This window comes from Mycobacterium farcinogenes (assembly GCF_019739075.1).
GTDB lineage: Bacteria > Actinomycetota > Actinomycetes > Mycobacteriales > Mycobacteriaceae > Mycobacterium > Mycobacterium senegalense.
In genome coordinates this window covers 2070318-2095908 of sequence record NZ_CP081673.1, presented here as the reverse complement: position 1 = coordinate 2095908, position 25591 = coordinate 2070318, and the positions used below count along the sequence as shown (strand labels likewise).

The 25591-nt window shown below is 65.9% G+C and carries 17 protein-coding genes; 9 read left to right on the top strand and 8 right to left on the bottom strand.

Annotated features, from left to right (window positions below):
- Positions 1-5: 5 nt before the first annotated feature.
- Genes K6L26_RS09890 through K6L26_RS09880 form a run of 3 tightly spaced genes read right to left on the bottom strand, consistent with a single transcriptional unit; the run spans position 6 to position 3717 of the window.
- Positions 6-716, bottom strand: a complete 711-nt coding sequence (locus tag K6L26_RS09890) for a siderophore-interacting protein (RefSeq protein ID WP_221853053.1) — start codon at positions 714-716, stop codon at positions 6-8.
- 47 nt (positions 717-763) lie between these two features.
- Positions 764-1948 carry an acyltransferase family protein gene (locus K6L26_RS09885; RefSeq protein WP_085142429.1) on the bottom strand — a complete coding sequence of 395 codons (1185 nt, stop codon included), beginning with the start codon at positions 1946-1948 and terminating at the stop codon, positions 764-766.
- Positions 1945-3717, bottom strand: a complete 1773-nt coding sequence (locus tag K6L26_RS09880; RefSeq protein WP_019345084.1) for a DEAD/DEAH box helicase — start codon at positions 3715-3717, stop codon at positions 1945-1947. Before K6L26_RS09880 ends, K6L26_RS09885 begins: the two co-directional genes overlap by 4 nt.
- A gap of 111 nt (positions 3718-3828) precedes the next feature.
- Here K6L26_RS09880 and K6L26_RS09875 point away from each other — a divergent pair, with 111 nt between their 5' ends.
- The 4 genes from K6L26_RS09875 (at position 3829) to K6L26_RS09860 (ending at position 12300) form a co-directional block, all read left to right on the top strand.
- A complete protein-coding gene (locus tag K6L26_RS09875; protein ID WP_221853365.1) occupies positions 3829-4368 on the top strand; it encodes an LppP/LprE family lipoprotein in 540 nt (179 codons plus the stop codon).
- Between the two features lie 105 nt (positions 4369-4473).
- Positions 4474-7452: an NACHT domain-containing protein gene (locus K6L26_RS09870; RefSeq protein WP_221853052.1), complete on the top strand. Its 2979-nt coding sequence runs from the start codon at positions 4474-4476 to the stop codon at positions 7450-7452.
- A 68-nt stretch (positions 7453-7520) separates the two neighbouring features.
- Entirely contained in the window at positions 7521-10943 is a 3423-nt protein-coding gene (locus K6L26_RS09865; protein ID WP_221853051.1) for a TM0106 family RecB-like putative nuclease, read from the top strand.
- A complete protein-coding gene (locus K6L26_RS09860) occupies positions 10936-12300 on the top strand; it encodes an FAD-binding oxidoreductase (protein ID WP_221853050.1) in 1365 nt (454 codons plus the stop codon). The genes K6L26_RS09865 and K6L26_RS09860 overlap by 8 nt, the downstream gene beginning before the upstream one ends.
- On the opposite strand, the gene K6L26_RS09855 is transcribed toward K6L26_RS09860, so the two are convergent.
- Together K6L26_RS09855 and K6L26_RS09850 are read right to left on the bottom strand one after the other, a co-directional pair.
- A complete protein-coding gene (locus K6L26_RS09855) occupies positions 12263-13912 on the bottom strand; it encodes a DHA2 family efflux MFS transporter permease subunit (RefSeq protein ID WP_036394836.1) in 1650 nt (549 codons plus the stop codon). The genes K6L26_RS09860 and K6L26_RS09855 overlap by 38 nt on opposite strands.
- Before the next feature lie 78 nt (positions 13913-13990).
- Positions 13991-15286, bottom strand: coding sequence for a multidrug effflux MFS transporter (locus tag K6L26_RS09850; RefSeq protein WP_076211973.1), 1296 nt, complete (start codon positions 15284-15286; stop codon positions 13991-13993).
- Between the two features lie 113 nt (positions 15287-15399).
- On the opposite strand from K6L26_RS09850, the gene K6L26_RS09845 reads away from it, so the two are divergent.
- The 3 genes from K6L26_RS09845 to K6L26_RS09835 all read left to right on the top strand — a co-directional run bounded on the left by K6L26_RS09845 (position 15400) and on the right by K6L26_RS09835 (position 21472).
- On the top strand, positions 15400-16170 hold the full coding sequence (locus tag K6L26_RS09845; RefSeq protein WP_064898059.1) for a hypothetical protein: 771 nt from the start codon (positions 15400-15402) through the stop codon (positions 16168-16170).
- A gap of 143 nt (positions 16171-16313) precedes the next feature.
- On the top strand, positions 16314-20024 hold the full coding sequence (locus tag K6L26_RS09840; RefSeq protein ID WP_221853049.1) for a multifunctional oxoglutarate decarboxylase/oxoglutarate dehydrogenase thiamine pyrophosphate-binding subunit/dihydrolipoyllysine-residue succinyltransferase subunit: 3711 nt from the start codon (positions 16314-16316) through the stop codon (positions 20022-20024).
- Between the two features lie 143 nt (positions 20025-20167).
- Positions 20168-21472 (top strand): MFS transporter, encoded by a 1305-nt coding sequence (locus tag K6L26_RS09835; protein ID WP_085980477.1) that lies wholly within the window; start codon positions 20168-20170, stop codon positions 21470-21472.
- 5 nt (positions 21473-21477) lie between these two features.
- On the opposite strand, the gene map is transcribed toward K6L26_RS09835, so the two are convergent.
- Complete coding sequence (map, locus tag K6L26_RS09830; RefSeq protein ID WP_221853048.1) at positions 21478-22239, bottom strand: type I methionyl aminopeptidase; 762 nt, start codon at positions 22237-22239, stop codon at positions 21478-21480.
- Positions 22240-22306: 67 nt separating this feature from the next.
- Between map and K6L26_RS09825 the strand changes: the two genes are divergently transcribed.
- Positions 22307-22594 carry a helix-turn-helix domain-containing protein gene (locus K6L26_RS09825; RefSeq protein WP_221853047.1) on the top strand — a complete coding sequence of 96 codons (288 nt, stop codon included), beginning with the start codon at positions 22307-22309 and terminating at the stop codon, positions 22592-22594.
- 43 nt (positions 22595-22637) lie between these two features.
- Positions 22638-23462: an SDR family NAD(P)-dependent oxidoreductase gene (locus K6L26_RS09820; protein ID WP_019347406.1), complete on the top strand. Its 825-nt coding sequence runs from the start codon at positions 22638-22640 to the stop codon at positions 23460-23462.
- An 18-nt stretch (positions 23463-23480) separates the two neighbouring features.
- Here K6L26_RS09820 and K6L26_RS09815 read toward each other — a convergent pair whose 3' ends face one another.
- On the bottom strand, positions 23481-24323 hold the full coding sequence (locus tag K6L26_RS09815; RefSeq protein ID WP_019347407.1) for a glycine betaine ABC transporter substrate-binding protein: 843 nt from the start codon (positions 24321-24323) through the stop codon (positions 23481-23483).
- Positions 24324-24331: 8 nt separating this feature from the next.
- Entirely contained in the window at positions 24332-25543 is a 1212-nt protein-coding gene (locus K6L26_RS09810; protein ID WP_221853046.1) for an NAD(P)-dependent malic enzyme, read from the bottom strand.
- Between the last annotated feature and the right edge of the window lie 48 nt (positions 25544-25591).

Genomic DNA, 25591 nt, shown 5'->3' with positions numbered 1-25591 from the left:
GTCCGTCAGGCCACCCAGTAGGCCTGCGCCTTGATGGATTTGCGCGGGATGCCGTACTCCTCGCGGAAGACCCGCGCGACCGCGCGGGTGGTGCGGTTGTTGCACGCGACCCAGCCGAAGTGGTCGGACGCATCGAACGCCGATGCGCTGAGGGTCTCCAGCAGATCCTCCGTGAATCGGTCCACCCAGACGATCTCCGCGCTCCCGTTGACCGGTAGCTCACGGTCGTCGTCGTATCCGGCTTCGAGAAAAACCCACGCCGGGACGTCCCCGATCGCTTCCAACAGCGAGTTGATGGCAGGCAGCGACGCGGTGTCCCCGACGATCAGGTATCCGGCCGGCGCGGGTTCGGGCAACGCGAAGTTGCTGCCGAGGACCGTCACGTCCAGAACATCTCCGGGCATCGCCGCCCGCGCCCAGCGGGTGGCGATGCCGTCGTGCATGGCGAAATCGATGTCGAGGGTGCCGGCCCGCGGATCGGGGTTGACCAACGTGTAACCCCTTTGATGGGCCTTGCCGCCGTCGGGGAACCAGCCGCGCACCCACATCGTCGGATGCACCCGGTGCTCGGCGAGCAGCCTCTCGGCGCGGAAGTGCAGCCTCAGATAGTTCGGCGTGAGCTCGGTACTACCGGTCACCGTCAGCTCGTAGTCACCGCCGCGCCAGAGTTTGACCAGGGCCCCTTCCAGCCCGCGCGACGCCTTTTCCTCAGCCATGCGCACCCTCCAGATCTTTGTTAGGTAAGCATACCCTAACTACAAGATCAGGAGCGGACGCGCGTGAACCGGTGCAGCAGCCAAGCAGCCGGAATGGTGAACACCATGGTGAGCACGAACAGGTTGAACATCGACCCCGTGTAGACCGGATCCCGCATCACCTCGACCATCACCAATTCCATGATCATCAGGTGGATCAGGAAGATCTCATAGGAGATCTCACCGAGGAAGACCATCGGCCGGGAAGCCAAAAAGCGGTTGTACCAACCGCGGTCACCGAGTGCGGGTGGGGCCACCAGCAACGCCGCGATCACCGCGTAGAAGAACGTCTTGAACAACGCCTCACTCAACTTGGCCGGCGACGTCGTCGGCTCCCCCGCGATCGGCGTCGACGCGATGAAATAACACACCACGGCCAACGGCACGCACACGACGGCATAGCCGCGCACCTTGAGCTGGCTCAGCACGGTCAGCGCCATCCCCGCCACAAACCACGCCATATAGGTGGGCAGCCAAAGCCGGGCGCCGTCAGGCAGATTCGCAGAATCGTGCACGATCCATAGCCACACCGGCGACACCGCGGCCAGCAACACCAACCCGAAGAACAACAAGCCCGGCCGCCAGCGCCGCCGGCACAGCACCACCAGCAGCAGGTAGGCGAGCAACGGCAGCGCGACGTAGAACGCCGCCTCCACCGCCAGGCTCCACATCTGGGTCAACCCCTGATGCAGATAGGAGAACAGATAGTTGTCGGTGTAGATCTGGGTCAAAGTCAGGTTGCGGAACAGGCCGACCCAGGTGTGGCCGGGGTTCGGGCCCCCGGTCCGAAAGTGGTAGAGCAGGTAGGCGATCACCACCGTCACCACGTACGCGGGCATGATCCGTCGCACCCGATGCCACGCGTAGCGGCGCACCGACGGTGCCGTGTAACTGGTCGCCGCCGCTGGATCCGATTCGCGGCTCGCCGCGGCCACCCATGGCCGGAACAGCAGAAAACCACTGAGTACGAAGAAGATCGGCACACCGATCTCGGCACGCGAATACACCAGCCCCAGGTAGCCCTGCGGATATTTCCCCGTGGTGTAGGCCGCGTGCGTCAGCACCACCAGAATGGCGGCCACCGCTCGGATCCCGGTCAGTGCGGCGACGCGCGTCGACCCGGAGGGCACCGCGTCTACCGACTCAAGGCCTCCCTGATCCGACGTGCCCGTCACACTTCTGGAGACCGTCACTTGGTCTTCCGGTGCGGCTTCCCCGAGCGGTCGCGGTAACCCGAACGGTCCTTGCTCTCGGAACGGCCCTTGTTCTCGGAACGACCCTTGTACTCACGACGCGGTCCGCGATCGTCACGCTCGCCACGATCGGGCGTCAGATTGATCAGCATCCCCGAGATCCGGGTGTTCTCCAACGCCTTGAGTGTCTTGCCGGACAGCTTCTCGGGCAGCTCAACCAACGAGTAGTCCCCGCGAATGGTGATGTGGCCGAACTCGTTGCGGTGCAGACCGCCCTCGTTGGCGATGGCGCCGACGATGTGGCCGGGCCCCACCTTGTGCCGCTTGCCCACCGAGATCCGGTACGTCGCCAGGCCTTCGCGCGGAGGGCGCTCCTTGCGCGGCGGCCGCTCGCCCCGGTCGTCACGCTCCCGGCGCTTCTCCGGTGGCGGCTCGGTCATCAGGAACTCTTCGCCGTTACGCGACTGCAGTGCGAGCGCCGCGGCGATATCGGCCATCGGGACGTCGTTCTCGCGCTCGTAGTCCTCGATCAGCCTGCGGAACAACTCCAGTCCGTCGGCGTTGAGCGAATCGGTGATCGAGTCACGGAACTTGGCCACGCGTTGCGCATTGACATCGTCGACGCTCGGCAGCTCGGCCTCGATGACCTTGGAGCGGGTGTGCTTCTCGATGGCCTTGAGCAGGTGGCGTTCGCGCGGGGTGACGAACAACAGCGCATGCCCGGAGCGGCCGGCCCGGCCGGTGCGGCCGATGCGGTGCACGTAGGACTCGGTGTCGTGCGGGATGTCGTAGTTGACGACATGGCTGATGCGCTCGACGTCGAGGCCGCGGGCCGCGACGTCGGTGGCGATCAGGATGTCGATCGTGCCGTCCTTGAGCGCGGTGATGGTGCGCTCGCGCTGAGCCTGATTGATGTCACCGTTGATCGCGGCGGCCGCGAAACCACGGGACTTGAGCCGCTCGGCGACCTCCTCGGTGGCCTGCTTGGTGCGGACGAACACGATCATCGCGTCGCCCTCCTCGACCTCGAGCACCCGCGTCAGCGCATCCAACTTGCGGGCACCGGCCACCTGGATGAACCGCTGGGTGATGTTCTCAGCGGTGGCCGTCTTGGCCTTGACCGTCACCTCCACCGGATCGTGCAGGTACTTCGAGGTGATCTTGCGGATGGCCGGCGGCATGGTGGCAGAGAACAACGCCACCTGCTTGTACTCCGGGGTGTCGGCGAGGATCCGCTCCACCTCTTCGGCGAAGCCCATGGTGAGCATCTCGTCGGCCTCGTCGAGCACCAGGTAGTCCAGGTTCGACAGGTCCAGCGTGCCGCGCTCGAGGTGATCGATCACACGGCCGGGAGTGCCCACCACCACCTGCGCACCGCGCCGCAGACCCGACAACTGCACCGTGTAGGAGGCGCCGCCGTAGATCGGCAGCACGTTGATCTCGGGCAGGTGCGCGCCGTAGCGGCCGAAGGCCTCGGCGACCTGCAACGCCAGCTCACGGGTGGGCGCCAGCACCAAGGCCTGGGTCTTGCGGCTGGAGGTGTCGATCTTGGACAGGATCGGAATGGCGAAAGCCGCAGTCTTGCCGGTGCCGGTCTGGGCCAGCCCGACCACGTCGGAGCCCGCCAGCATGGCCGGGATGGTCGCGGCTTGGATCGCCGACGGCGACTCATAGCCGACATCAGTGACTGCCTTCAGCACCGCAGGGTGAATCTGCAGGTCGGCAAACGTTGGGGCGGTCTCCCCCGAATCCGGGTCTGGCGAGGTCATCGCTTCAGAAGTCTAGTGCCAATCGACGGCGATCCCGGCCGCGCGCCTGCACAAACCCGCCACGGGAGCGCGGTAGGTTGCCCAACTGTGAAACGGGTCGCAATGTTCGCCATGGCCCCCGGGGTCGTATTGGCGACCGTGCTCACGCTCACCGGATGCGGATCGGGTGACTCCACGGTCTCCAAAACCCCCGACGCGGGACCCGGACCGGCGCCGACATCGGCGCCCAAACCCGCCGCCAAGGCGGCGCCTACGTCGGCACCACCGCAGGCCGACCCCTGCGCGGTCAACCTCGCCGCCCCCGAGATCAGCAAGGCCGTCTCCGAGTTGCCCCGCGACCCACGCAGCAACCAGGCCTGGAGCCCCGAGCCGTTGGCAGGCAACTACAACGAGTGCGCTCAACTGTCGGCGGTGATCGTCAAGGCCAACACCAACTCCGACCACCCCAACACCCGGGCCGTGCTGTTCCACCTCGGCAAGTTCATCCCCACCGGCGTGCCCGACACCTACGGCTTCAACGCCATCGACAAGACGGCCAGCACCGGTGACACCGTGGCACTTCAGTACTCCGGTGGATTCCACGGGCTGGCCAGCACGGTGAAGTTCCGCTGGAACGGCGGCGGCGTGGAATTGATGGGCAACGTGGGCTGAGGCGTTCGGCGCGACTGCATACGTCCAATAGGCGGCAACACCGGGCGAATGTCGGGCTACCATGCTCCGGCAGAGGCTGAATTACCGTCGACGGGGGTTTTAACTATGTCCGGAGCAGAGATCGCTGCAAGCGTACTATTAACGCCAATATTCGAAGAAATACTTAAACGGTCAATTACGATCGGCGAGGCCCACAAGCGGAACCGCCGCTACAAAATTGATGATAAAGAGAAAAATATCTTTCGCAACTTTGACGTTGCCCACCTGGAGACAAAGGTCGAGACGCTAACTTTGTACGCGGATCTTCCGCCTGGCGTATCCCTTCGAGACATCGAGTCCGCCCTGACGACTCCAGAAGTCCGCGGTAACGTGAAGGAGCTAATTGCCGGAGTTATCGCGGACGCGAATCCGCAAACAATAGAGGGGATCGGCGAACTCTTTGCGATCAATCTCACGCGCTCCATAGGCGCCAATTGCCTTGACTCGTCCGATCTGCCTGCGAAAGTCTTTAACCTCCTGCTTAACGCGTGCCGAGATGTAGTTGACCGAATCCAGCATTCCGACCCCGAGCTCTATTCCGGCCTGAAGCAATCCGGCCAGCTGATGCTCATCCTTTCCAACCTACAATCGATAGAGCGACATATAAAATGCGGCCTCCGCACCTATCGAGACCCAGAGGTTATCGCTCAACACACCGAATTCGATGCTACATACAGGGCCCAGCTAATACAGTCCCACGACTACCTCGAGCCGCCCGATTTTGAAACTAAGCGAAAAATCCCATTCGACAAGCTATATGTCAGCCCGACGTTTGTACCGTGGGCACACGAAACCCGCACTCGCACGAGAGTTAACGTCGACGCGTTATCATCTATGATTGATCGCACTGTCGTACTAGGCGATCCGGGTGGCGGCAAATCTACCGTCTCAAAATACCTCACCTGCAAGGCAGCCCGGAGTCAAGTAAACAGTACAATACCGTTCTTAGTAATCCTCCGGAATCTGCCCCCGACATCCCGATCGACGGAGACAATTGTCGATCATATCGAAAACAGGATGAAGTCCTATTATCAGTGCTCTCCGCCGACCGATTACGTTGAGCACGCCATGCTTTCGGGCAGAGCATTAGTTATATTCGACGGGCTGGATGAGCTGCTGGATGTTGCGGACAGGCGGGACATTACCGAACGAGTCGAATTATTCTCGAATAGATATCCTCTAGCTAGAGTATTGGTAACTTCAAGAAAGGTTGGTTACGATCAGGCCAGGCTAGATCCCTCGATCTTCGCCCGCTATGACCTTGCGGGATTTTCAAATGCCAATGTAGCCATCTACGCCAGTAAATGGTTCGCCCTTGTAGATTCACTTTCGGACGAAGAGGGAAACAACCTAGCATCCTCGTTTCTGAAAGAAAGCATCAATGTCCCGGATCTTCGTCGGAATCCTCTGATGCTAGCACTGATGTGCATCATTTACCGTGGTGAGGGTTTTATCCCCAAGAATCGCCCAGCCGTTTACGAGCGATGCGCGAACCTTCTGTTCGAAAAGTGGGATAGTTCCCGAAAAATTCAACCAAAGCTGCGCGCTGCAGATTTTGTGGACGCAGCGATGAAGCATCTTGCCTATTGGATGCTGACCTCAAATGAAGAAAACGAAGGAGTTTTAGAATCATCGCTGGTTAATGAATGCGCGACCATGCTTAGAGATAACTTCGCCAATGACCAAGAAGCGACGATCGCGGCTACTGAGTTCGTAACGTTTTGCCGCGGCCGCGCCTGGGTTTTTTCCGACGCTGGTTCAACGGCTGATGGCGAATTGCTCTATAAGTTCACCCATCGAACCTTCATGGAATATTTCGCTGCTTTCCACCTGACCAAGATCCGAGAGACAGCGCAGCAGCTTGGCAGAGCCCTTTTGCCCAAAGTCAGCAATCAAGAATGGGATGTTACCGCACAGCTTGCAGTCCAGATATTCGACAAATCGCGCCTAAACGGCGCGGAGCGCATCTTCAATTATTTTATTTTAAACAGAACAAAGCGCTCTCTATTTCGTCGCATTAATATCACCAGCTTCATCGTCCGATGCATGTCGTTTATTCCGGTTTCGTATGCATTTATCGAAGTCATCGTCCGGCGCGTTGTTGACGAGTTACATGAGCTTGCGTCGGGCACCGCGCCCGAATCAGTTTCACTACGCGGAATACCGATCGCGTCACTACCCGCACTCCTTGCAGTTCGCACCGAATCGGTCGCTGCTGTTGCTTCTCTGCTGTCGGCCGAGATCGAACGGTTGATGTCGACAGATGAGGCAGGACGCGCTGCCGCACGCTTTCTCATTGCGGAGCTTGTCGATACCTGGCGCTACCCTAATTCCTCAGGGGCTCTGCCGACGGCCAGTAGTCAGGAGTGGGACGAATGGAGTGTGTCCGAATTTTCGAAATGGAAGTCTCAATTACTAACCAATCGCGATGACAACCCACTATATTGGTTCATCGCCGAAGACCTTCAGCTGATAACGGTTTCTGAGTTAAAAGTCAAAATACTCGAAAGCTACAAGGTGCGCCTTCCGCTCGATTTTGCCTTTGTCCAAGGCAGATCGGACATGTTTTCGTTAATGTCCTACGGACCGCTTGTCGAATTAGTCTCCTTTGCACTAGACCGGGAGGAAGAAGACAGATCCAATAAGGAAATACATCGAATCGAGATGCTCACCAATGCAGTGGAAGCTCTCTCAGCCCCACCATTCATCACCTATCCCGGTAACCCTTTACCTCCGCAGATATTCGACCTTGACATAGCCGATAGATACCTCAACTTGCCGCCTCGGCATCAATGGCTGGTCACAGTTTTCGCGCTTATTTCATGGGAGACGTATGAGAAGCATGGTGCATTGATCGATGACTCCCTAGCCGACATGTACCCAAAACCTATCCGGGACTATTTGTTGGCCCGGAGGGCAGTCATCCAAGAGAAACAGACAGATGCCGAGATAATCGATGTCTCCAACTACCCGGAGAACCAACGTGCGTTAGTGGCTGATTGGGCTGCCGGAAAGGTCGATCTCGTCAGCCGGATTGAGAAGTGATGTAGGAAGCCGCGATTTCCAGCCTGCCGGTCCGGAGATATGTCGGCTCCCTCACCTACAGTGACAACGTGTTCGTCACCGAAGGCGCGTCGGGGCCGACGGTCATCTACAGCGCCTCGGATCTGGCCGCGGCCGCCCGCTGTGAGTATGCCCTGCTGCGCTCGTTCGACGCGCAACTCGGGCGCGGCCCGGCGGTGTCCTCCGACGACGAATTGCTGGCTCGCACGGCACAACTCGGCGGCGATCATGAGCAACGCCACCTCGAAGAGCTGCGCGCTGACTCTGAGGTGACGGTGATCGGCCGGCCCACCTACACCGTGGCCGGGCTGACGGCGGCGGCCCACGCCACGCTCGACGCGGTGCGACGCCGCGACCCGGTGATCTATCAGGCCGCGATGTTCGACGGGCGCTTCGCCGGCTTCGCCGATTTCCTCATCTGGGACGGTGAGCGCTACCGCCTGCGCGACACCAAACTGTCCCGCTCGGTGAAGGTCGAGGCGCTGCTGCAGCTGGCCGCCTACGCCGACGTGCTGTCGGCCGCCGGGGTTCCGGTTGCCGACGAGGTCGACCTGGTCCTGGGCGACGGTGCGATGTCCAGCTACCGCGTCGACGAACTGCTGGCGGTGTACCGGCCACGGCGCGCCGCGCTCCAGTCCTTGCTCGACGGCCATCTTCTCGGCCGCACCGCGGTGCAATGGTCCGACGACACGGTGCGGGCGTGTTTCGGCTGCGGTGAGTGCGAACAGCAGGTCCGCGCCACCGACGATCTGTTCCTGGTCGCCGGGATGCGGGCCAGCCAGCGCGCCAGGCTCATCGAGGCCGGCGTCAGCACCAGGCGCCAACTGGCCGACCGCGCCGTTCCGGTGCCCGGATTGGCCCAGCGCGCGCTGACCGCGCTGCGGGGGCAGGCCCGCCTGCAGGTCGCACCGCAACCAGATGGCAGGCCGCCGTACGAGGTCGTCGATGCGCAACCGCTGATGCTGCTGCCGGATCCGGACAAGGGCGACCTGTTCTTCGACTATGAGGGCGACCCGTTGTGGACGGCCCACGGCCAGGACTGGGGCCTGGAATACCTGTGGGGCGTGCTGGGTGCCGAGGGGAATTTTCAGGCGTTGTGGGCGCACGACCGGGCCAGCGAACGCCAGGTCCTCATCGACTTCCTGGACCTGGTTCGCAAGCGCCGCAAACGTTTTCCCAAAATGCACATCTACCACTACGCGCCCTATGAGCGCAGCACCCTGCTGCGTCTGGCCGGCCGCTACGGCGTGGGCGAGAACGATGTCGACGACCTGCTGCGCAACGGCATTCTGGTCGACCTTCTTCCGTTGGTACGCAAGAGTATTCGCGTCGGCACCGAGAACTACAGCATCAAATCGCTGGAACCGCTCTACATGGGCAACGAACTGCGCGACGGTGAGGTCACCAAGGCCACCGATTCGATCACCGAGTACGCCCGCTACTGCGCGCTGCGCGAAGCCGGTCACCACGACGAGGCCGCCACCGTCCTCAAGGAGATCGAGGACTACAACCGCTACGACTGCCGGTCCACCCATCGGTTGCGGGACTGGCTGATCAACCGCGCGTTCGAAGCCGCGGTGCCACCGCGCGGCCCGCAACCGGTGCGCGACGGAGGACCGATCGAGAAGGCCGACGCCGTCGACCGCAAGCTGCTCAAATTCGCCGGGGACGGTGTGGAACCGCGAACCGACGAGCAGCAGGCCGTGGCCATGATCGCCGCGGCCCGCGGCTTCCACAAACGTGAAGACAAACCGTTCTGGTGGGGGCACTTCGACCGGCTCAACAACCCTGTCGACGAATGGGCGGACAGCACAGGGGTTTTCGTCGCGGAAAAGGCAGAGGTGGTCACCGACTGGCACACCCCGCCGCGGGCCCGCAAGCCGCAGCGGCAGGTCCGGTTGACCGGCGCCATCGACTCCGGAGAGCTGGGTGCCGAGGTATACGCGCTCTACACCCCACCGGCGCCGGCAGGCCTGTCCGACGACCCGGACCGTCGCGGCTTCGGCAGCGCCACCGTCGTCGGCTGCGACAACCCGGAGGCACCCACCGAGGTGCTCATCACCGAACGCCGACCCAAAGACGGTGACACGTTCACGCAGGTGCCGTTCGCGCTGACCCCCGGCCCGCCCATCAACACCCGGCCCCTGCAGATGTCCATCGACAGCACGGCGGCCACCGTGTCCGCCGCGTTGCCCAAACTGCCCGCCGACGCGGTCACCGACGTGCTGCTGAGGCGCCCGCCACGCACGGTCAGCGGCCGGCCACTGCCCCGCAACGGTGACACCGCGGCCGACATCACCGCGGCACTGCTGGATCTGGATGGCTCGTATGTCGCGGTGCACGGGCCGCCCGGCACCGGCAAGACCTACACCTCGGCGAAGATCATCGCCGGCCTGGCCAACGAACACCGTTGGCGCATCGGCATCGTCGCGCAGTCGCACGCGGTGATCGAGCATCTGCTCGAGCAGGTGCTCGACGCCGGCGTGCCCGCCGAACATGTGGCCAAGAAACGCAAGGGCGCCGACCCGCGGTGGACCCCGATCAGCGAGAACGCCTACGCCGCATTCATCGCGGACCATCCCGGCTGCGTGATCGGTGGTACCGCATGGGATTTCGCGAACGAGGGCCGGGTACCACGACAATGCCTCGATCTTCTGGTGATCGAAGAGGCCGGCCAGTTCAACCTGGCCAACACCATCGCCGTCGCCCCGGCTGCGCGTAATCTGCTGCTGCTGGGCGATCCTCAGCAGTTGCCCCAGGTCTGCCAGGGCACCCACCCCGCACCGGTCGACGACTCCGCACTGGGCTGGCTGGTCGAGGGCGCCCACACGCTGCCGGCCGACCGTGGCTATTTCCTGGACTGCTCCTTCCGCATGCACCCCGCCGTCTGCGCCCCGGTGTCACGGCTGTCCTATGACGGCCGCCTGCAATCACACGAAAAGGTCAGTGCCGCACGCAAACTCGACGGCATCGAACCCGGAGTCCGGACACTCGAAGTCGCGCACCTGGGAAATTCGACCGACAGCCCCGAGGAGGCCGCCGCCATCGTCGCGGCCATCACCGGCCTGCTCGGCACCATCTGGACCGACGAGCACGGCAGCACACCGCTGGGCCAGGAGCACTTCCTGGTGGTGACGCCCTACAACGCCCAGGTGACCACGGTGCGCCGAGCACTCGACGCGGCGGGCCTGACAGAGGTACAGGCCGGCACCGTGGACAAATTCCAGGGCAGGCAGGCCCCGGTGGTGTTCGTGTCGATGACGGCCTCCTCGGCCGCCGACGTGCCCCGCGGCATCGGGTTCCTGCTGAACCGCAACCGGCTCAACGTGGCGATCAGCCGGGCGAAGTATGTCGCCTACATCGTGCGCTCACCGCAGCTCACCGACTATCTGCCGGCCCAGCCCGACAGCCTGATCGCCCTCGGCGCCTTCCTGGCCCTGACCAACCCTGTGATACACCCGAGCGGTGACTGAAACGCTTACCGAAACGCTTGCCGGGATCGTCGGCGCCGGGTACGTCACCACCGATCCCGACGTGTTGGACGGCCGGTGCGTCGACCACACCGGGCGTTACCGCGGGCGGGCGACGGCGCTGGTGCGCCCCGGCACCGCCGACGAAGTCGCTGCGGTGCTGCGGGCCTGCCGCGACGCGGGAGCGTGCGTGACGGTGCAGGGCGGCCGCACCTCGCTGGTGGCCGGCACGGTTCCCGAGAACGACGACATCCTGCTGTCCACCGAGCGACTCACCCAGGTCGGCGCAGTCGACACCGTGGAACGGCGGATCAGCGTCGGCGCCGGAACTCCCCTGGCTGTCGTCCAGCGGGCCGCCACGGCAGCGGGCCTGGTGTTCGGCGTGGACCTGGCGGCCCGGGAATCGGCCACGGTCGGCGGCATGGCCTCCACCAACGCCGGCGGGCTACGCACCGTGCGCTACGGAAACATGGGCGAGCAGGTGCTGGGCCTGGACATCGCGCTTCCCGACGGATCCGTGGTGCACCGGCACAGCCGGGTACGTCGCGACAACACCGGCTACGACCTGGCCGCCCTGTTCGTCGGCGCGGAGGGCACGCTGGGAGTGATCACCGCACTGGACCTGCGCCTGCATCCCACACCCACGCATCGGATCACCGCGATCTGCGGCTTCGCCGATCTCGACGCACTCGTCGGAGCCGGCCGGATCTTCCGTGACCTCGACGGCATCGCCGCCCTGGAGTTGATCGACGCCCGGGCCAGCGCGCTCACCGCCGAGCACCTCGGCGTGGCCGCCCCCGTCGAAGGCGCCTGGCAGCTGCTGATCGAATTGGCCGCCGACAGCGACCAGACCGAACGCCTGGCCGACGCGCTGGAGGGCGCCGAGCTGTGCGGCGAACCCGCCGTCGGAGTCGACACAGGCGCCCAGCAACGGTTGTGGCAGGTCCGTGAATCGGTTGCCGAGGTGCTCGGATTGTTCGGCCCGCCACTGAAATTCGACGTCTCACTGCCGCTGTCGGCGATCAGGGGGTTCTCCGACGCGGCCGCTGAGCTGATCGCCGGCCATGCGCCAGAAGCGATCCCGGTGCTGTTCGGCCACATCGGCGAGGGCAATCTGCATCTGAACGTGCTGCGCTGCTCCACCGACGCCGAAGCCGAGTTGTACACCGCGATGATGGGCCTGATCGCAGCACACGGGGGCAACGTCAGCTCCGAACACGGCGTCGGCTCACGCAAACGCGACTACGTCGCGATGTCACGCACCGAGGCCGACATCGCGGCCATGCGGGCGGTCAAGGCCGCGTTCGATCCGGACGGTTATCTCAATCGCGCGGTGCTGTTCCATCGCTCTCGGCCATGAACTCGGCGTAGAGGTTCTCCCACGCCGGAGCGCGGAACACATCCGTGGCCGCCTCGTCGTCCGGTTCGTCGTCGCTGCCGTGATGGCTCACCGTGAACTCGACGTAGTCGTCGTCATCGTCGTCCCGGGGGTCCAGATACGGCTCCGGGTTCGGCGCGAAGGCGGGCTCGGCGTCGAAACCGAGCAGGAACAGCGCGGCCACCACCCCGAACAGAGCGACGAACGCCGGCAGCAGCATCGCCTGCGACATCGCCGCGGCGAAAGGCGCGTGCAGGAACGCGGGCAGTTGGGCCACCGCCCCCTCACCGCGGGGCGCCGCGCTTGCCGCGCCCGGCATCTCCGCACCGATCCGCGACGTCATGTACGCCGCGATCCCGGCACTGCCGAGCACCGACCCGACCTGGCGGGTGGCGTTGTACACACCAGAGCCGGCCCCGGCCAGATCGGGCGGGAGGTTGCGGGTCGCGGTCGCCGCCAGCGGGGACCAGATAAAGGCCATCCCGACGCCCATCACCAGCTGCGGCAGCAGCAGCCGCCAGATCGGCGTGGTCGGCGTCATCTCGAAGGCCAGCCAGGTCAAGCCGATCGCCATGGCCGAGAAGCCGAAGCCGATCACCGGCGTCGGATGGGCCCGGTCGACGATGCGGCCCACCACCGGAGCCAGCACGCCGCTGGCGATCGCCGTCGGCGCCGTCAACAGGGCCGAGCGGATCGGCGACAGCCCGCACACCGTCTGGGCGTAGAACATCAGCGGCAGGATCATCGCCGTCACCGCGAAGCCGATCGTCGCGACACCCAGGTTCGCCAGACCGAAGTCGCGGTCTTTGAAGATCCGCAGCGGGATCAACGGCTCGGCGGTATTGACCGCCTGCCAGCAGACGAAACCCACCATCACCGCGATGCCGACCGCGCCGGTGGCCCACACCCACGGCGCCCAGTGCCGCGACTGCCCCTCCTGCAGCGCGAACACGATCAGGAACATGCCGATGCCCGACAACACCACGCCGAGCACGTCGAACCGGTGCGGCTGAGTCGGCAGCACCGGGACCAGCCACACGGCCAGCGCCAGGCCCAGGATCCCGATCGGCACGTTGACGAAGAAGATCCACTGCCAGCCCAGTCCCCCGACCAGTACGCCCCCGGCCAGCGGTCCCACCAGCGTCGCCACCCCCGCGGTCGCACCCCACACGCTCATCGCCACCCCGCGCCGCTCCGGCGGGAAGATCCGGGTGATCGTCGACAAGGTTTGCGGCGTCAACAAGGCGGCCCCGATGCCCTGCACCACGCGGGCCGCGATGAGCATCTCGATGCTTCCGGCCAGGCCGCACCACAGCGAGGCCCCGGTGAAAACGGCCAGCCCGGCCAGATACAGATTCTTGGGCCCGTACACATCGCCGAGCCGGCCCGCGACGAGCAGCGGCACCGCATACGCGAGCAGGTATGCGCTCGTCACCCAGATCACGCCGTCGTAATCGGCACCGAGCTCCTCCATGATCGTCGGGTTGGCGACCGCGACGATCGTCGCGTCGACCAGGATCATGAAGAAGCCGACCATCATGGCCCACAGCGCGTTCCACGGGCTGGGGGTATGGGCGTTCGGCGCTGGGGACATGGCGATGTGGAGTGTTGGGCCTCGGGTCCGACCTAGTTGGGTTGTTGGCGGGCCCAGCCGACGCTACCCGGGACCAGGTCAGGCTGGCTCGACAACCGCATCGGAAACGATGTCGAGCGTGTCGCCTGAGTATTCGCTCGGCTCGTCGCCGCCGTTACGCCGGCCGACCAGCAGCAGCGCCGCCAAGGCGATGGCCATGCCCGCCGTCATGACCCACGACAACGCCGCCGCGCCGTTGCCCAGCGCCCCGATCGCGGGCGCCACCGCGGCCCCGAGCCCGAACTGTGCGGCCCCCAGCAGCGCGGCCGCCGTCCCGGCAGCGTCGGGATGACGCGACAGCGCAACCGCCGGCGCATTGGGGAGCACCAGGCCCATCCCGGCCAGGATCGCCAGCACCGGCGCGACGAACGCGGCCAGCCCGCCCACGTGCGCGACGGTCAGCACCACGAACACCACCCCGGCCAGCGTCGACCAGGCCAGCGCCGCCACCGTGATGGCCTGCGGTGAGAACCGGCGCAACAACACCACGTTGAACTGGGTGGACCCGATCAGCGCGATCGCGCCCGCGGCGAACACCAGCGCGAACGCCTGCTGGTTCAAGCCGTAGTGGCCCTGTAGGACGAAAGGCGCCGCCGAGATGTAGGCGAACAGGCCGGACATGCCCAGCGCGGCCACCAGCACCAGGATCACGAAACGCGAATCACGCACCAACTCGACGTAGGTGCCGACGATGCCGCGCACCGCCAGCGGGCGCCGGTGCGACACCGGCAGCGTCTCGGGCAGCGCGAGCGCGGCCATCGCCAACAGACCACCGGCCGCCACCACGAGCGCGACGAAAACCCAATGCCAGGAGCCGTGCAACAGCACCGCCGCCCCCAGCGACGGGGCCAGCACCGGGGCCACCCCGAGAACCAGCATCAGCCGGGACATCACCGTGGCCGCCACGGTGCCGCTGAACAAGTCACCGACCACGGCGATGGCCACCACCGAGGCGGCCGCCGCACCCATGCCCTGCAGTGCGCGTGCCAAACCGAGGACTGCGATGTTGGGCGCCAGCACACACAGCACCGAGGCCACCATGTGCAGCACGATGCCCACCATCAACGGGCGCCTGCGCCCCAAGGAGTCCGACAGCGGCCCGACGATGAGTTGCCCCAGGGCCAGCCCGGCCAGGGTTCCGGTGAGCGTCAACTGAGACATCGAGGAGGACACCGACAGCTCGTCGGCGATCCGGGGCAGCGCCGGCAGGTACATGTCGATGGTCAACGGACCGAGCGCCACCAGTGCGCCCAACACCAGAATCATCCGGAGCCGGCCCGGCGGTGCTACCGGGGCCAGGACTGTCGTCTGGTCCACGTCGGGCGATGATGCCATGGAGTTGAACAGCCCCGCATTCGAGTTTTTTCTTCCCGTTTGCTGTGCGCAGTGACCGCGGTCACCCTCGGGCACCCGCGGGAGGTTGTCGTTCGTTAGCCTGGCAGTCAACGATGGGTTCACACCTGGGAGGCCCCGAAGTGCGAGCGCGGTCCAAAGCCCAACTACCGGCGAAGGTCGAGGAGACCGAAGATCCCAGCGCCGCGGCCAAGGTGCTCTCGGCCATCATCGAGCGCAGCTCACGCGTGCAGGCCCCTGCGGTCAGGGCATACGTCGACCGGTTGCGCAGCCATCAGCCGGACGCCACCCCGGCCGAGATCGTGGCCCGACTCGAGAAGCACTACCTGGCCGCCGTGATGGCCAGCGGTGCCGCCGTCGGCTCGGCGGCGGCGTTCCCGGGCATCGGGACCCTGGTCGCACTTTCGGCCGTGGCCGGTGAGACGGTCGTCTTCCTGGAAGCCACGTCGGTGTTCGTGCTGGCCGTCGCCGAAGTGCACGGCATACCTGCCGACCACCGCGAACGGCGCCGTGCCCTGGTGCTTTCGGTCCTGGTGGGCGACGACAGCAAGCGCGCGATCGCCGACCTGCTGGGTACCGGGCGAACCAGCGGCGCGTGGCTGTCCGACGGTGCGGCGACGCTTCCGCTTCCCGCCGTCTCGCAGCTCAACTCCCGGCTGGTCAAGTACTTCGTCAAGCGGTATACGCTCAAGCGCGGCGCGATGGCTTTCGGCAAGATGCTGCCGGTGGGTATCGGCGCTGTCATCGGCGGTGTCGGCAACCGGCTGATGGGTAAGAAGATCGTCGCGAACGCCCGCCAGGCGTTCGGTGCGCCCCCGCCGCGGTGGCCTGCAACGTTGCATGTGCTGCCGCCCGCCGAGTCGTGAGGTCCATGCCGACCTCCGGTAGCGCCGAAAGGCGATAGCCTTTAGGCGGCGGTCGAGCGGGGTCAACCGCCCACAGAAGAACACAAGCGGCGAGCCTGCATGTGACGGCTGGCCGGACACAAGAATCGAGGCGAGTGTCTGCCGTGAGCAGTTCACCTTCACCATTCGGGCAGAACGAGTGGTTGGTCGAGGAGATGTATCGCAAGTTCCGCGAGGATCCCTCTTCGGTGGATCCGAGTTGGCACGAATTTCTGGTCGACTACTCCCCTGAACCGACTACCGACACCACCGCCGCCAACGGCCAGGCGGCACCGGCTGCCCCGCCGGCAGCAACGCCCGCCGCGCCGGCAGCGGCCGCCCCGGCAACTCCCGCGCCTGCGGCTCCGGCCAAGGCCGCCCCGGCGAAAGCGGCCCCGGCCAAGCAGGCAGCGGCCAAGCCCGCCGGCCCGACCCCGAGCGAGGGTGACGAGTCCCAGGTGCTGCGCGGTGCCGCGGCCGCCGTCGTCAAGAACATGAACGCCTCGCTGGAGGTGCCCACCGCGACGAGCGTGCGGGCCATCCCGGCCAAACTGATGATCGACAACCGCGTCGTCATCAACAACCACCTCAAGCGCACCCGGGGCGGCAAGGTCAGCTTCACCCACCTGCTCGGCTACGCCATCGTGCAGGCGGTCAAGAAGTTCCCGAACATGAACCGCTACTTCGCCGAGGTCAACGGCAAGCCGACGGCGGTCACCCCGGCCCACACCAACCTGGGCCTGGCTATCGACCTGCCCGGCAAGGACGGCCAGCGTTCGCTGGTGGTGGCCGCGATCAAGCGTTGCGAGACCATGCATTTCGGCCAGTTCATCGCGGCCTACGAGGACATCGTGCGGCGGGCCCGCGACGGCAAGCTGACCGCCGAGGACTTCTCCGGCGTGACGATCTCGCTGACCAACCCCGGCACCATCGGCACCGTGCACTCGGTGCCGCGGCTCATGCAGGGCCAGGGCGCGATCATCGGCGCCGGCGCCATGGAGTACCCGGCCGAGTTCCAGGGCGCCAGCGAGGAACGCATCGCCGACCTGGGTATCGGCAAGCTGATCACCCTGACCTCGACCTACGATCACCGCATCATCCAGGGCGCGGAGTCGGGTGACTTCCTGCGCACCATCCATCAGCTGCTGCTGGACGACGAGTTCTTCGATGAGATCTTCCGCGAGCTCGGCATCCCGTATGAGCCGGTGCGCTGGCGCACCGACAACCCCGACTCCATCGCCGACAAGAACGCCCGCGTCATCGAGCTGATCGCGGCTTACCGCAACCGCGGCCATCTGATGGCCGACATCGACCCGCTGCGGCTGGACAACACCCGCTTCCGCAGCCACCCCGACCTGGACGTCAACAGCCACGGCCTGACGCTGTGGGACCTCGACCGCGAGTTCAAGGTCGACGGCTTCGCCGGCAAGCAGTACATGAAGCTGCGCGATGTGCTCTCGGTGCTGCGCGACGCCTACTGCCGCCACATCGGTGTCGAGTACACCCACATCCTCGAGCCCGAGCAGCAGCGCTGGATCCAGGACCGCGTCGAGATCAAGCACGACAAGCCGACCGTCGCCGAGCAGAAGTACATCCTGAGCAAGCTCAACGCGGCCGAGGCCTTCGAGACCTTCCTGCAGACCAAATACGTTGGGCAGAAGCGCTTCTCACTCGAAGGCGCGGAGACCGTCATCCCGATGATGGACGCCGCGATCGACCAGTGCGCAGAGCACGCACTCGCCGAGGTCGTGATCGGCATGCCGCACCGCGGCCGGCTCAACGTGCTGGCCAACATCGTCGGCAAGCCCTACAGCCAGATCTTCACCGAGTTCGAGGGCAACCTCAACCCGTCGCAGGCCCACGGCTCCGGCGACGTGAAGTACCACCTCGGTGCGTCGGGCAACTACATCCAGATGTTCGGCGACAACGACATCCAGGTGTCGCTGACCGCCAACCCGTCGCATCTGGAAGCGGTCGACCCGGTGCTCGAGGGCCTGGTACGCGCCAAGCAGGACCTGCTGGACAGCGGCCGCGACGCCGACGTCTCCGGCGAGTACCCCGTCGTCCCGCTGATGCTGCACGGCGATGCCGCGTTCGCCGGCCAGGGCGTGGTCGCCGAGACGCTGAACCTGGCCCTGCTCGACGGCTACACCACCGGCGGCACGATCCACATCGTGGTCAACAACCAGATCGGGTTCACCACGGCGCCAACGGATTCCCGTTCCAGCGAGTACTGCACCGACGTGGCCAAGATGATCGGCGCACCGATCTTCCACGTCAACGGCGACGACCCGGAAGCCTGCGCCTGGGTGGCGCGGCTGGCGGTGGACTTCCGCCAGGCGTTCAAGAAGGACGTCGTCATCGACATGCTGTGCTACCGCCGCCGCGGACACAACGAAGGCGACGACCCGTCGATGACCCAGCCGTACATGTACGACGTCATCGACACCAAGCGCGGCTCCCGCAAGGCCTACACCGAAGCCCTGATCGGCCGCGGTGACATCTCGATGAAAGAGGCCGAGGACGCGCTGCGCGACTACCAGGGTCAGCTGGAGCGGGTGTTCAACGAGGTTCGCGAGCTGGAGAAGCACGCGGCCGAGCCCAGCGAATCGGTCGAGGCCGACCAGCAGATCCCGCAGCGCCTGGCGACCGCGGTGGACAAGTCCCTGCTGGCCCGGATCGGCGACGCCCACCTGGCCCTGCCGGACGGTTTCACCGTGCACCCCCGCGTCAAGCCGGTGCTGGAGAAGCGCCGCGAGATGGCCTACGAGGGCAAGGTCGACTGGGCATTCGCCGAGCTGCTGGCCCTGGGCTCGCTCATCTCCGAGGGCAAGCTGGTCCGATTGAGCGGCCAGGACACCCAGCGCGGCACCTTCACCCAGCGCCACGCCGTGATCGTCGACCGCAAGACCGGCGAGGAGTTCACCCCGCTGCAGCTGCTGGCCACCAACACCGACGGCACCCCAACCGGCGGCAAGTTCCTGGTCTACAACTCGGCACTGTCCGAGTACGCCGCGGTGGGCTTCGAGTACGGCTATTCGGTGGGCAATCCGGACGCAATGGTGTTGTGGGAGGCCCAGTTCGGCGACTTCGTCAACGGCGCCCAGTCGATCATCGACGAGTTCATCTCCTCGGGCGAGGCCAAGTGGGGCCAGCTCTCCGACGTCGTGCTGCTGCTGCCGCACGGCCACGAGGGCCAGGGGCCCGACCACACCTCGGGCCGCATCGAGCGCTTCCTGCAGCTGTGGGCCGAGGGTTCGATGACCATCGCGGTGCCGTCCACCCCGGCGAACTACTTCCACCTGTTGCGCCGCCACGGCCTCGACGGCATCCAGCGCCCGCTGATCGTCTTCACCCCGAAGTCGATGCTGCGCAACAAGGCCGCCGTCAGCGACATCCGCGACTTCACCGAGAACAAGTTCCGCTCGGTGCTGGAGGAGCCCGTCTACACCGACGGTGAAGGTGACCGCGGCAAGGTCACCCGGGTGCTGTTGTGCAGCGGCAAGATCTACTACGACCTGGTCGCGCGCAAGAACAAGGACAACCGTCAGGACGTCGCGATCGTGCGGCTCGAACAGCTCGCTCCGCTGCCGCGGCGCCGGCTGGCCGAGACACTCGACCGCTACCCGAACGTCACCGAGAAGTTCTGGGTGCAGGAGGAGCCGGCCAACCAAGGTGCCTGGCCGTCGCTCGGCCTGACCCTGCCCGAGGTCTTGCCGGACTACTTCACCCCGATCAAGCGGATCTCGCGGCGCGCGATGTCGGCCCCATCCTCGGGCTCGTCGAAGGTGCATGCCGTCGAGCAGCAGGAGATCATCGACCTGGCCTTCGGGTAACCCAGCCGCGCGAGCGTGCGCGTCTGCCGGTAGACACGCCGGTGTACATCAGCATTCTGCGCACGCTCGCGGCTCGAGTTTGAATCACCTCGCGCACAATGCTGTTGCCGGCCAGAGGCGGTCACTAGACAACTAGGGTGACCATCGCAGCCGCCCCGCCCACCGCCCCCGCGGCGACGCCCGCCTCGGAAAACCCCGTGCGCACCGCGGTGCTGGCCAGCGTGCTCGGCACCACGATCGAGTGGTACGACTTCTTCCTCTACGCCACGGCCGCGAGCCTGGTGTTCAACCACACCTTCTTCCCGGACCAGAGCTCGTTCGTCGGCACGATGCTGGCTTTCGCCACCTTCGCCGTCGGGTTCGTCGTCCGGCCGATCGGCGGATTCGTCTTCGGCCACATCGGTGACCGGATCGGCCGCAAGAAGACGCTGGCGCTGACCATGCTGCTGATGGGTGCGGCCACCGCGTTGATGGGACTGCTTCCCACGGCGGCCCAGATCGGTGTGCTGGCGCCGATCCTGCTGCTGCTGTTGCGCGTGGTCCAGGGCTTCGCTCTCGGCGGTGAGTGGGCCGGCGCGGTGCTGCTGGCCGTCGAGCACAGCCCCCGGCACCGCCGCGGACTGTTCGGCAGCATCCCGCAGGTCGGGCTGGCGCTGGGCCTGGCGCTGGGCACCGGGGTGTTCGTGCTGTTGCAGCTGTGGCTGTCGCCCGAGGCGTTCCAGACCTACGGGTGGCGCATCGCGTTCCTGTTCAGCATCGTGCTGGTGATCTTCGGCGTCGTGGTGCGCTTCCGGGTGGCCGAGACCCCGGCGTTCGAGAAACTGCGCCGCGATGACGAGCGCGCGACGATCCCGGTCAAGGAGATCTTCCGTCCCCCGGCACTGCGCTCCACGGTGCTGGGCCTGCTGTCACGCTGGGGCGAGGGCGCCGCGTTCAACACCTGGGGCGTGTTCACCATCGCGTACGCGACGACGACGTTGCATCTGGGCAAGGTGCCGGTGCTGGCCGTGGTGACCGCGGCGGCTCTGCTGATGGCGGTCCTGCTGCCGGTGTCGGGCCTGTTGGCCGACCGCTTCAGCCCGAAGGCCGTCTACGCCTCGGGCATCGCCGCCTACGCGGTCGTGGTCTTCCCGGCGTTCGCGCTCTTCGGCACCGGGAGCATCGTGGCCTATGCGGTGGGAATGTTGTTGGCGTTCGGCGTCATTCACGCCTGGTTCTACGGCGCGCAGGGCACGCTTTACGCGTCCCTGTTCCCCACCCGCACCCGCTACACCGGATTGTCGACGGTCTATCAGCTCTCTGGGGTCTACGCCTCAGGCCTGACCCCGCTGATCCTGACGGCGCTTATCGCCGCGGGCGGCGGAACCCCTTGGCTGGCGTGCGGATACCTGGTGGCCACCGCGGTGGTCAGCGTGATCGCCACACTGCTGCTGCGGCCGGAGCACTAGCGCCGTCAGCGGGTCAGCACCGCGGGACCCGATTCGGTGATCGCGACCGTGTTCTCGGTGTGGGCGGTGCGGGAGCCGTCGGCCGAGCGGATGGTCCAGCCGTCGCGGTCGTAGACGACGCGGTTGGTGCCCGCGCAGAGCCATGGTTCCAGCGCCAGGGTCATTCCGGCCCGCAACTTCATGCCGCGACCGGGCTTGCCCCCGTTGGCGACGTGCGGGTCCTCGTGCATGGTCCGGCCCAGCCCGTGGCCGCCGAACTCGAGGTTGACGGGATAGCCGTAATCGGCGGCGACGGCGCCGATCGCGGCCGAGATGTCGCCCAGCCGGTTGCCCGGCCGCGCGGCGGCGGTGCCGGCCTCCAGCGCCTCCACGGTGGCCCGGATCAGGCGTTCGTCGGCGGCCGCAGGCGTGCCGACAATGACCGTGCGGGCCGCGTCGGCGACCCAGCCATCGATGGACACCGCGAAGTCCATGCTGAGCACATCGCCGTCGCGCAACCGGTAGTCGTGCGGAAGACCATGCAGCACAGCGTCATTGACCGAAAGGCAGATCACGTTGCGGAACGGGCCCTTGCCGAACGACGGCGCGTAGTCCCAGTAGCAGGACTGCGCCCCGCGGCGCTCGACCATGTCGCGAGCGTGGTGTTCGAGGTCGAGAAGGTTGACACCGACCTTGGCGAGCCCGCTCAACGTGCTGAGCACCTCGGCCACGAACTGCCCGGTGACCCGCATCTTCTCGATCTCAGCGGCGCTCTTCAACTCGATCATGTGCCTCCTCCTCGGTATTTAAATACCAACACTAGCGGTATATAAATACCGGCGCTACCGTGGTGTCGTGGTCCGCACCCCGCTCACCCCCGCCCAGATCGCCGCCGGCCGTCGGCTCGGCGAGACCCTGCGCGTCGCCCGGGGGGACCGTTCGCTCGACGAGGTGGCCGCACGCGCCGGCATCTCTCCGGAGACGCTGCGCAAGATAGAGACCGGTCGGTTGCCGTCCCCGGCGTTCGGCACAGTCGTCGGGCTGAGCACCGCCCTGGACATCCCCCTGCAGACGCTGGCCGACGTGTGGCGGGACGCCGCCACAGCAGAGGCCGCCATACGCGAGACCGCCGGTACCGCGTAACCTCGTAACTCAACACGTGTCGGACTACACGAGGGAGTGTTCCATGGAGGGCTTCGCCGGAAAGGTCGCCGTTGTCACCGGCGCCGGATCGGGCATCGGGCAGGCACTGGCCATCGAGCTGGGACGTTCGGGCGCCAAACTTGCGATCTGCGACGTCGACACCGAAGGCCTGGCGGTCACCGAAGAACGCCTCAAGGCGATCGGCGCCGAGGTCAAAACCGACCGGCTCGACGTCACCGAGCGCGAGGCGTTCCTGCTCTACGCCGACGCGGTCAAGGAACACTTCGGCAAGGTCAACCAGATCTACAACAATGCCGGCATCGCGTACACCGGCGACGTGGAAGTCAGCCAGTTCAAGGACATCGAACGGGTGATGGATGTCGACTTCTGGGGAGTCGTCAACGGCACCAAGGCATTCCTGCCGCACCTGATCGAATCCGGCGACGGGCACATCGTCAACGTCTCCAGCCTCTTCGGCATCTTCTCGGTTCCCGGCCAAGCCGCCTACAACTCGGCCAAGTTCGCCGTCCGCGGCTTCACCGAGGCCCTGCGCCAGGAGATGGCCCTGGCCAAGCACCCGGTCAAGGTGACGTGTGTGCACCCGGGCGGCATCAAGACCGCCATCGCGCGCAATGCCACCGCCGCTGAGGGCCTGGACCAGAAGGCGCTCGCCGAGACCTTCGACCGCAAGCTCGCCAACACCACCCCGCGGCGCGCCGCCAAGATCATCCTCGAGGCCGTGCGGAAGGACAAGGCACGCGTGCTGGTCGGCCCCGACGCCAAGATCCTCGACGTCATCGTCCGCATCACCGGCTCGGGCTACCAGAAGCTGTTCGCCTCCGCGATGGGACGCATGATCCCACGCTGACGCCGGCGCGCCGAGGGTCTAGTGTCCCAGCGGATTGGCCGCAAGGAACGCGTCGGCCACCGCACCGGGATCTTTACCCTCGGCGACCTGCCTGCGCATATCGGCCAGCGATCCCGTGTCGAGAACCCCGGCGATCTCGTTGAGCGCCAGGATCTGCCGCTCGTTGAGCGTGTTGCGGCGGTACAGCGGCACCACGTTCTCGCCCCGGATCAGCGACGTCTTGTCGGCCAGCACGGTCAGATCCGACGGGATGGCCGGATCCGCCGTCGTCGACCAGGCCGCATTGATCTTGCCCGCGCGCAGTGCCGCGAACAGGCTCTCGTCATCCGGGAACACCAGCGCCTTTGGCAGCGTGCAGGAACCCACCACCGTGGCGATCCTGGCGCCGGCCACCGCACCCGGACGGGCCTTCGCGCAGTTTCGGCGCAGCGCGCTCAGATCGGTCCCGCCCCAGGCTGTGGCCGTGGGCTCGGTGACGGCGAGGGCGGGCTTGTCCTGCGCGGACATGGTGTAGTCACCGGCGGCTACGCCTTCCGGCAGCGCCGAGACCAGATCCCGGTACACCTGCTCGTCAGCTCGTGCCGTGGCGCCCGGATCCAGCGCTGTCAGGAACCGGCCGGTGAACCCGGGCTGCACCGTCACCGATCCAGAATCCAGCACGCCCGGGACGCCGTCGGTCTCGGTGACCACAGCCGGGGTGCCGTAGTAGCGCAGCGCCGCTGCATACAGATGGCCGAGCAGCACCGACTCGGGCGCCGGTCCGGCTCCGACCGCGAGTGCGGGCGGGCCCGACCGGCCGCCGCAGCCGGCCGATACCAGTGCGACCAGCACCAGCAGTGCCAACGCCAGGATGCGGCGCATTCGTGAACTCAGGATTCTGCGGGGTCTACCGCTGCTGCGACGGCGGCTGCGACGGCGGGACCGACGCGGGGGTCCAGCGCGCTGGGCACGATGTGGTCGACCGCGAGATCGTCACCGACGACCGAGAAGATCGCCTCGGCTGCGGCCACCTTCATCTTCTCGGTGATCCGACGCGCCCCGGCATCCAGCGCGCCGCGGAACACCCCTGGGAAAGCCAACACGTTGTTGATCTGGTTGGGGAAGTCGCTGCGTCCGGTCGCCACCACCGCGGCGTACTTGCGGGCGGCGTCCGGGTGGATCTCGGGATCCGGGTTGGACAGCGCGAAGACGATGGAGTTGGGCGCCATCGTCGCGATCAACTCCTCGGGCACCACACCGGCCGACACCCCGAGAAACACATCCGCGCCCTGCAGCGCCTCGGCCACCCCACCGGTGAGCTTGCGCGGGTTGGTCCGCCCGGCCAGCTCGGCCTTGAAGGAATTGAGGTTGTCCCGACCCGAGTGCACGATGCCCTGCGAATCGAGCACCACCACATCACTGATGCCCTTGTTCAACAAAATGTTGGCACACGCCACACCCGCGGCACCGGCACCGGAGATCACCACCCGCAACGCATGAATATCCCGCTCGAGCACCTTGGTCGCCCCCAACAGCGCCGCCAGCACCACAATCGCCGTACCGTGCTGGTCGTCATGCATCACCGGGCAGTCCAGCGCCTCGATCACCCGACGCTCGATCTCAAAACACCGCGGCGCCGAAATGTCCTCCAGGTTCACCGCCCCGAACGTCGGACGCAACCGGATCAACGTCTCCACGATCTCGTCGGGATCCTTGGTGTCGAGCACGATCGGGATCGAATTGAGCCCGCCGAAAGACTTGAACAGCGCGCTCTTGCCCTCCATCACCGGCAGCGATGCCGCCGGACCGATATCGCCGAGACCCAGCACCGCAGTCCCGTCACTGACCACCGCCACCAACCGATTAGCCCAGGTGTACTTGGCCGCCAACGTGTGATCCGTGGCAATCGCCCGACTGACCTGCGCCACCCCCGGCGTATACGCAATCGACAGCGCACGCTGAGTATCCAGCGGCTCCTTCAACTCCACCGAGAGCTTTCCACCCTCATGCGCATCGAAGATCTCGGCATCGTCGATCACAACTTGCGGGGTGCGCTCCGCTGACGAGCGCTCGGACGAGGAGGCGACTGTACTTTCCGACACGGCGCAAGGGTACTTCAATGCCAATTCTCACAGGGTCCGGATCCCCGC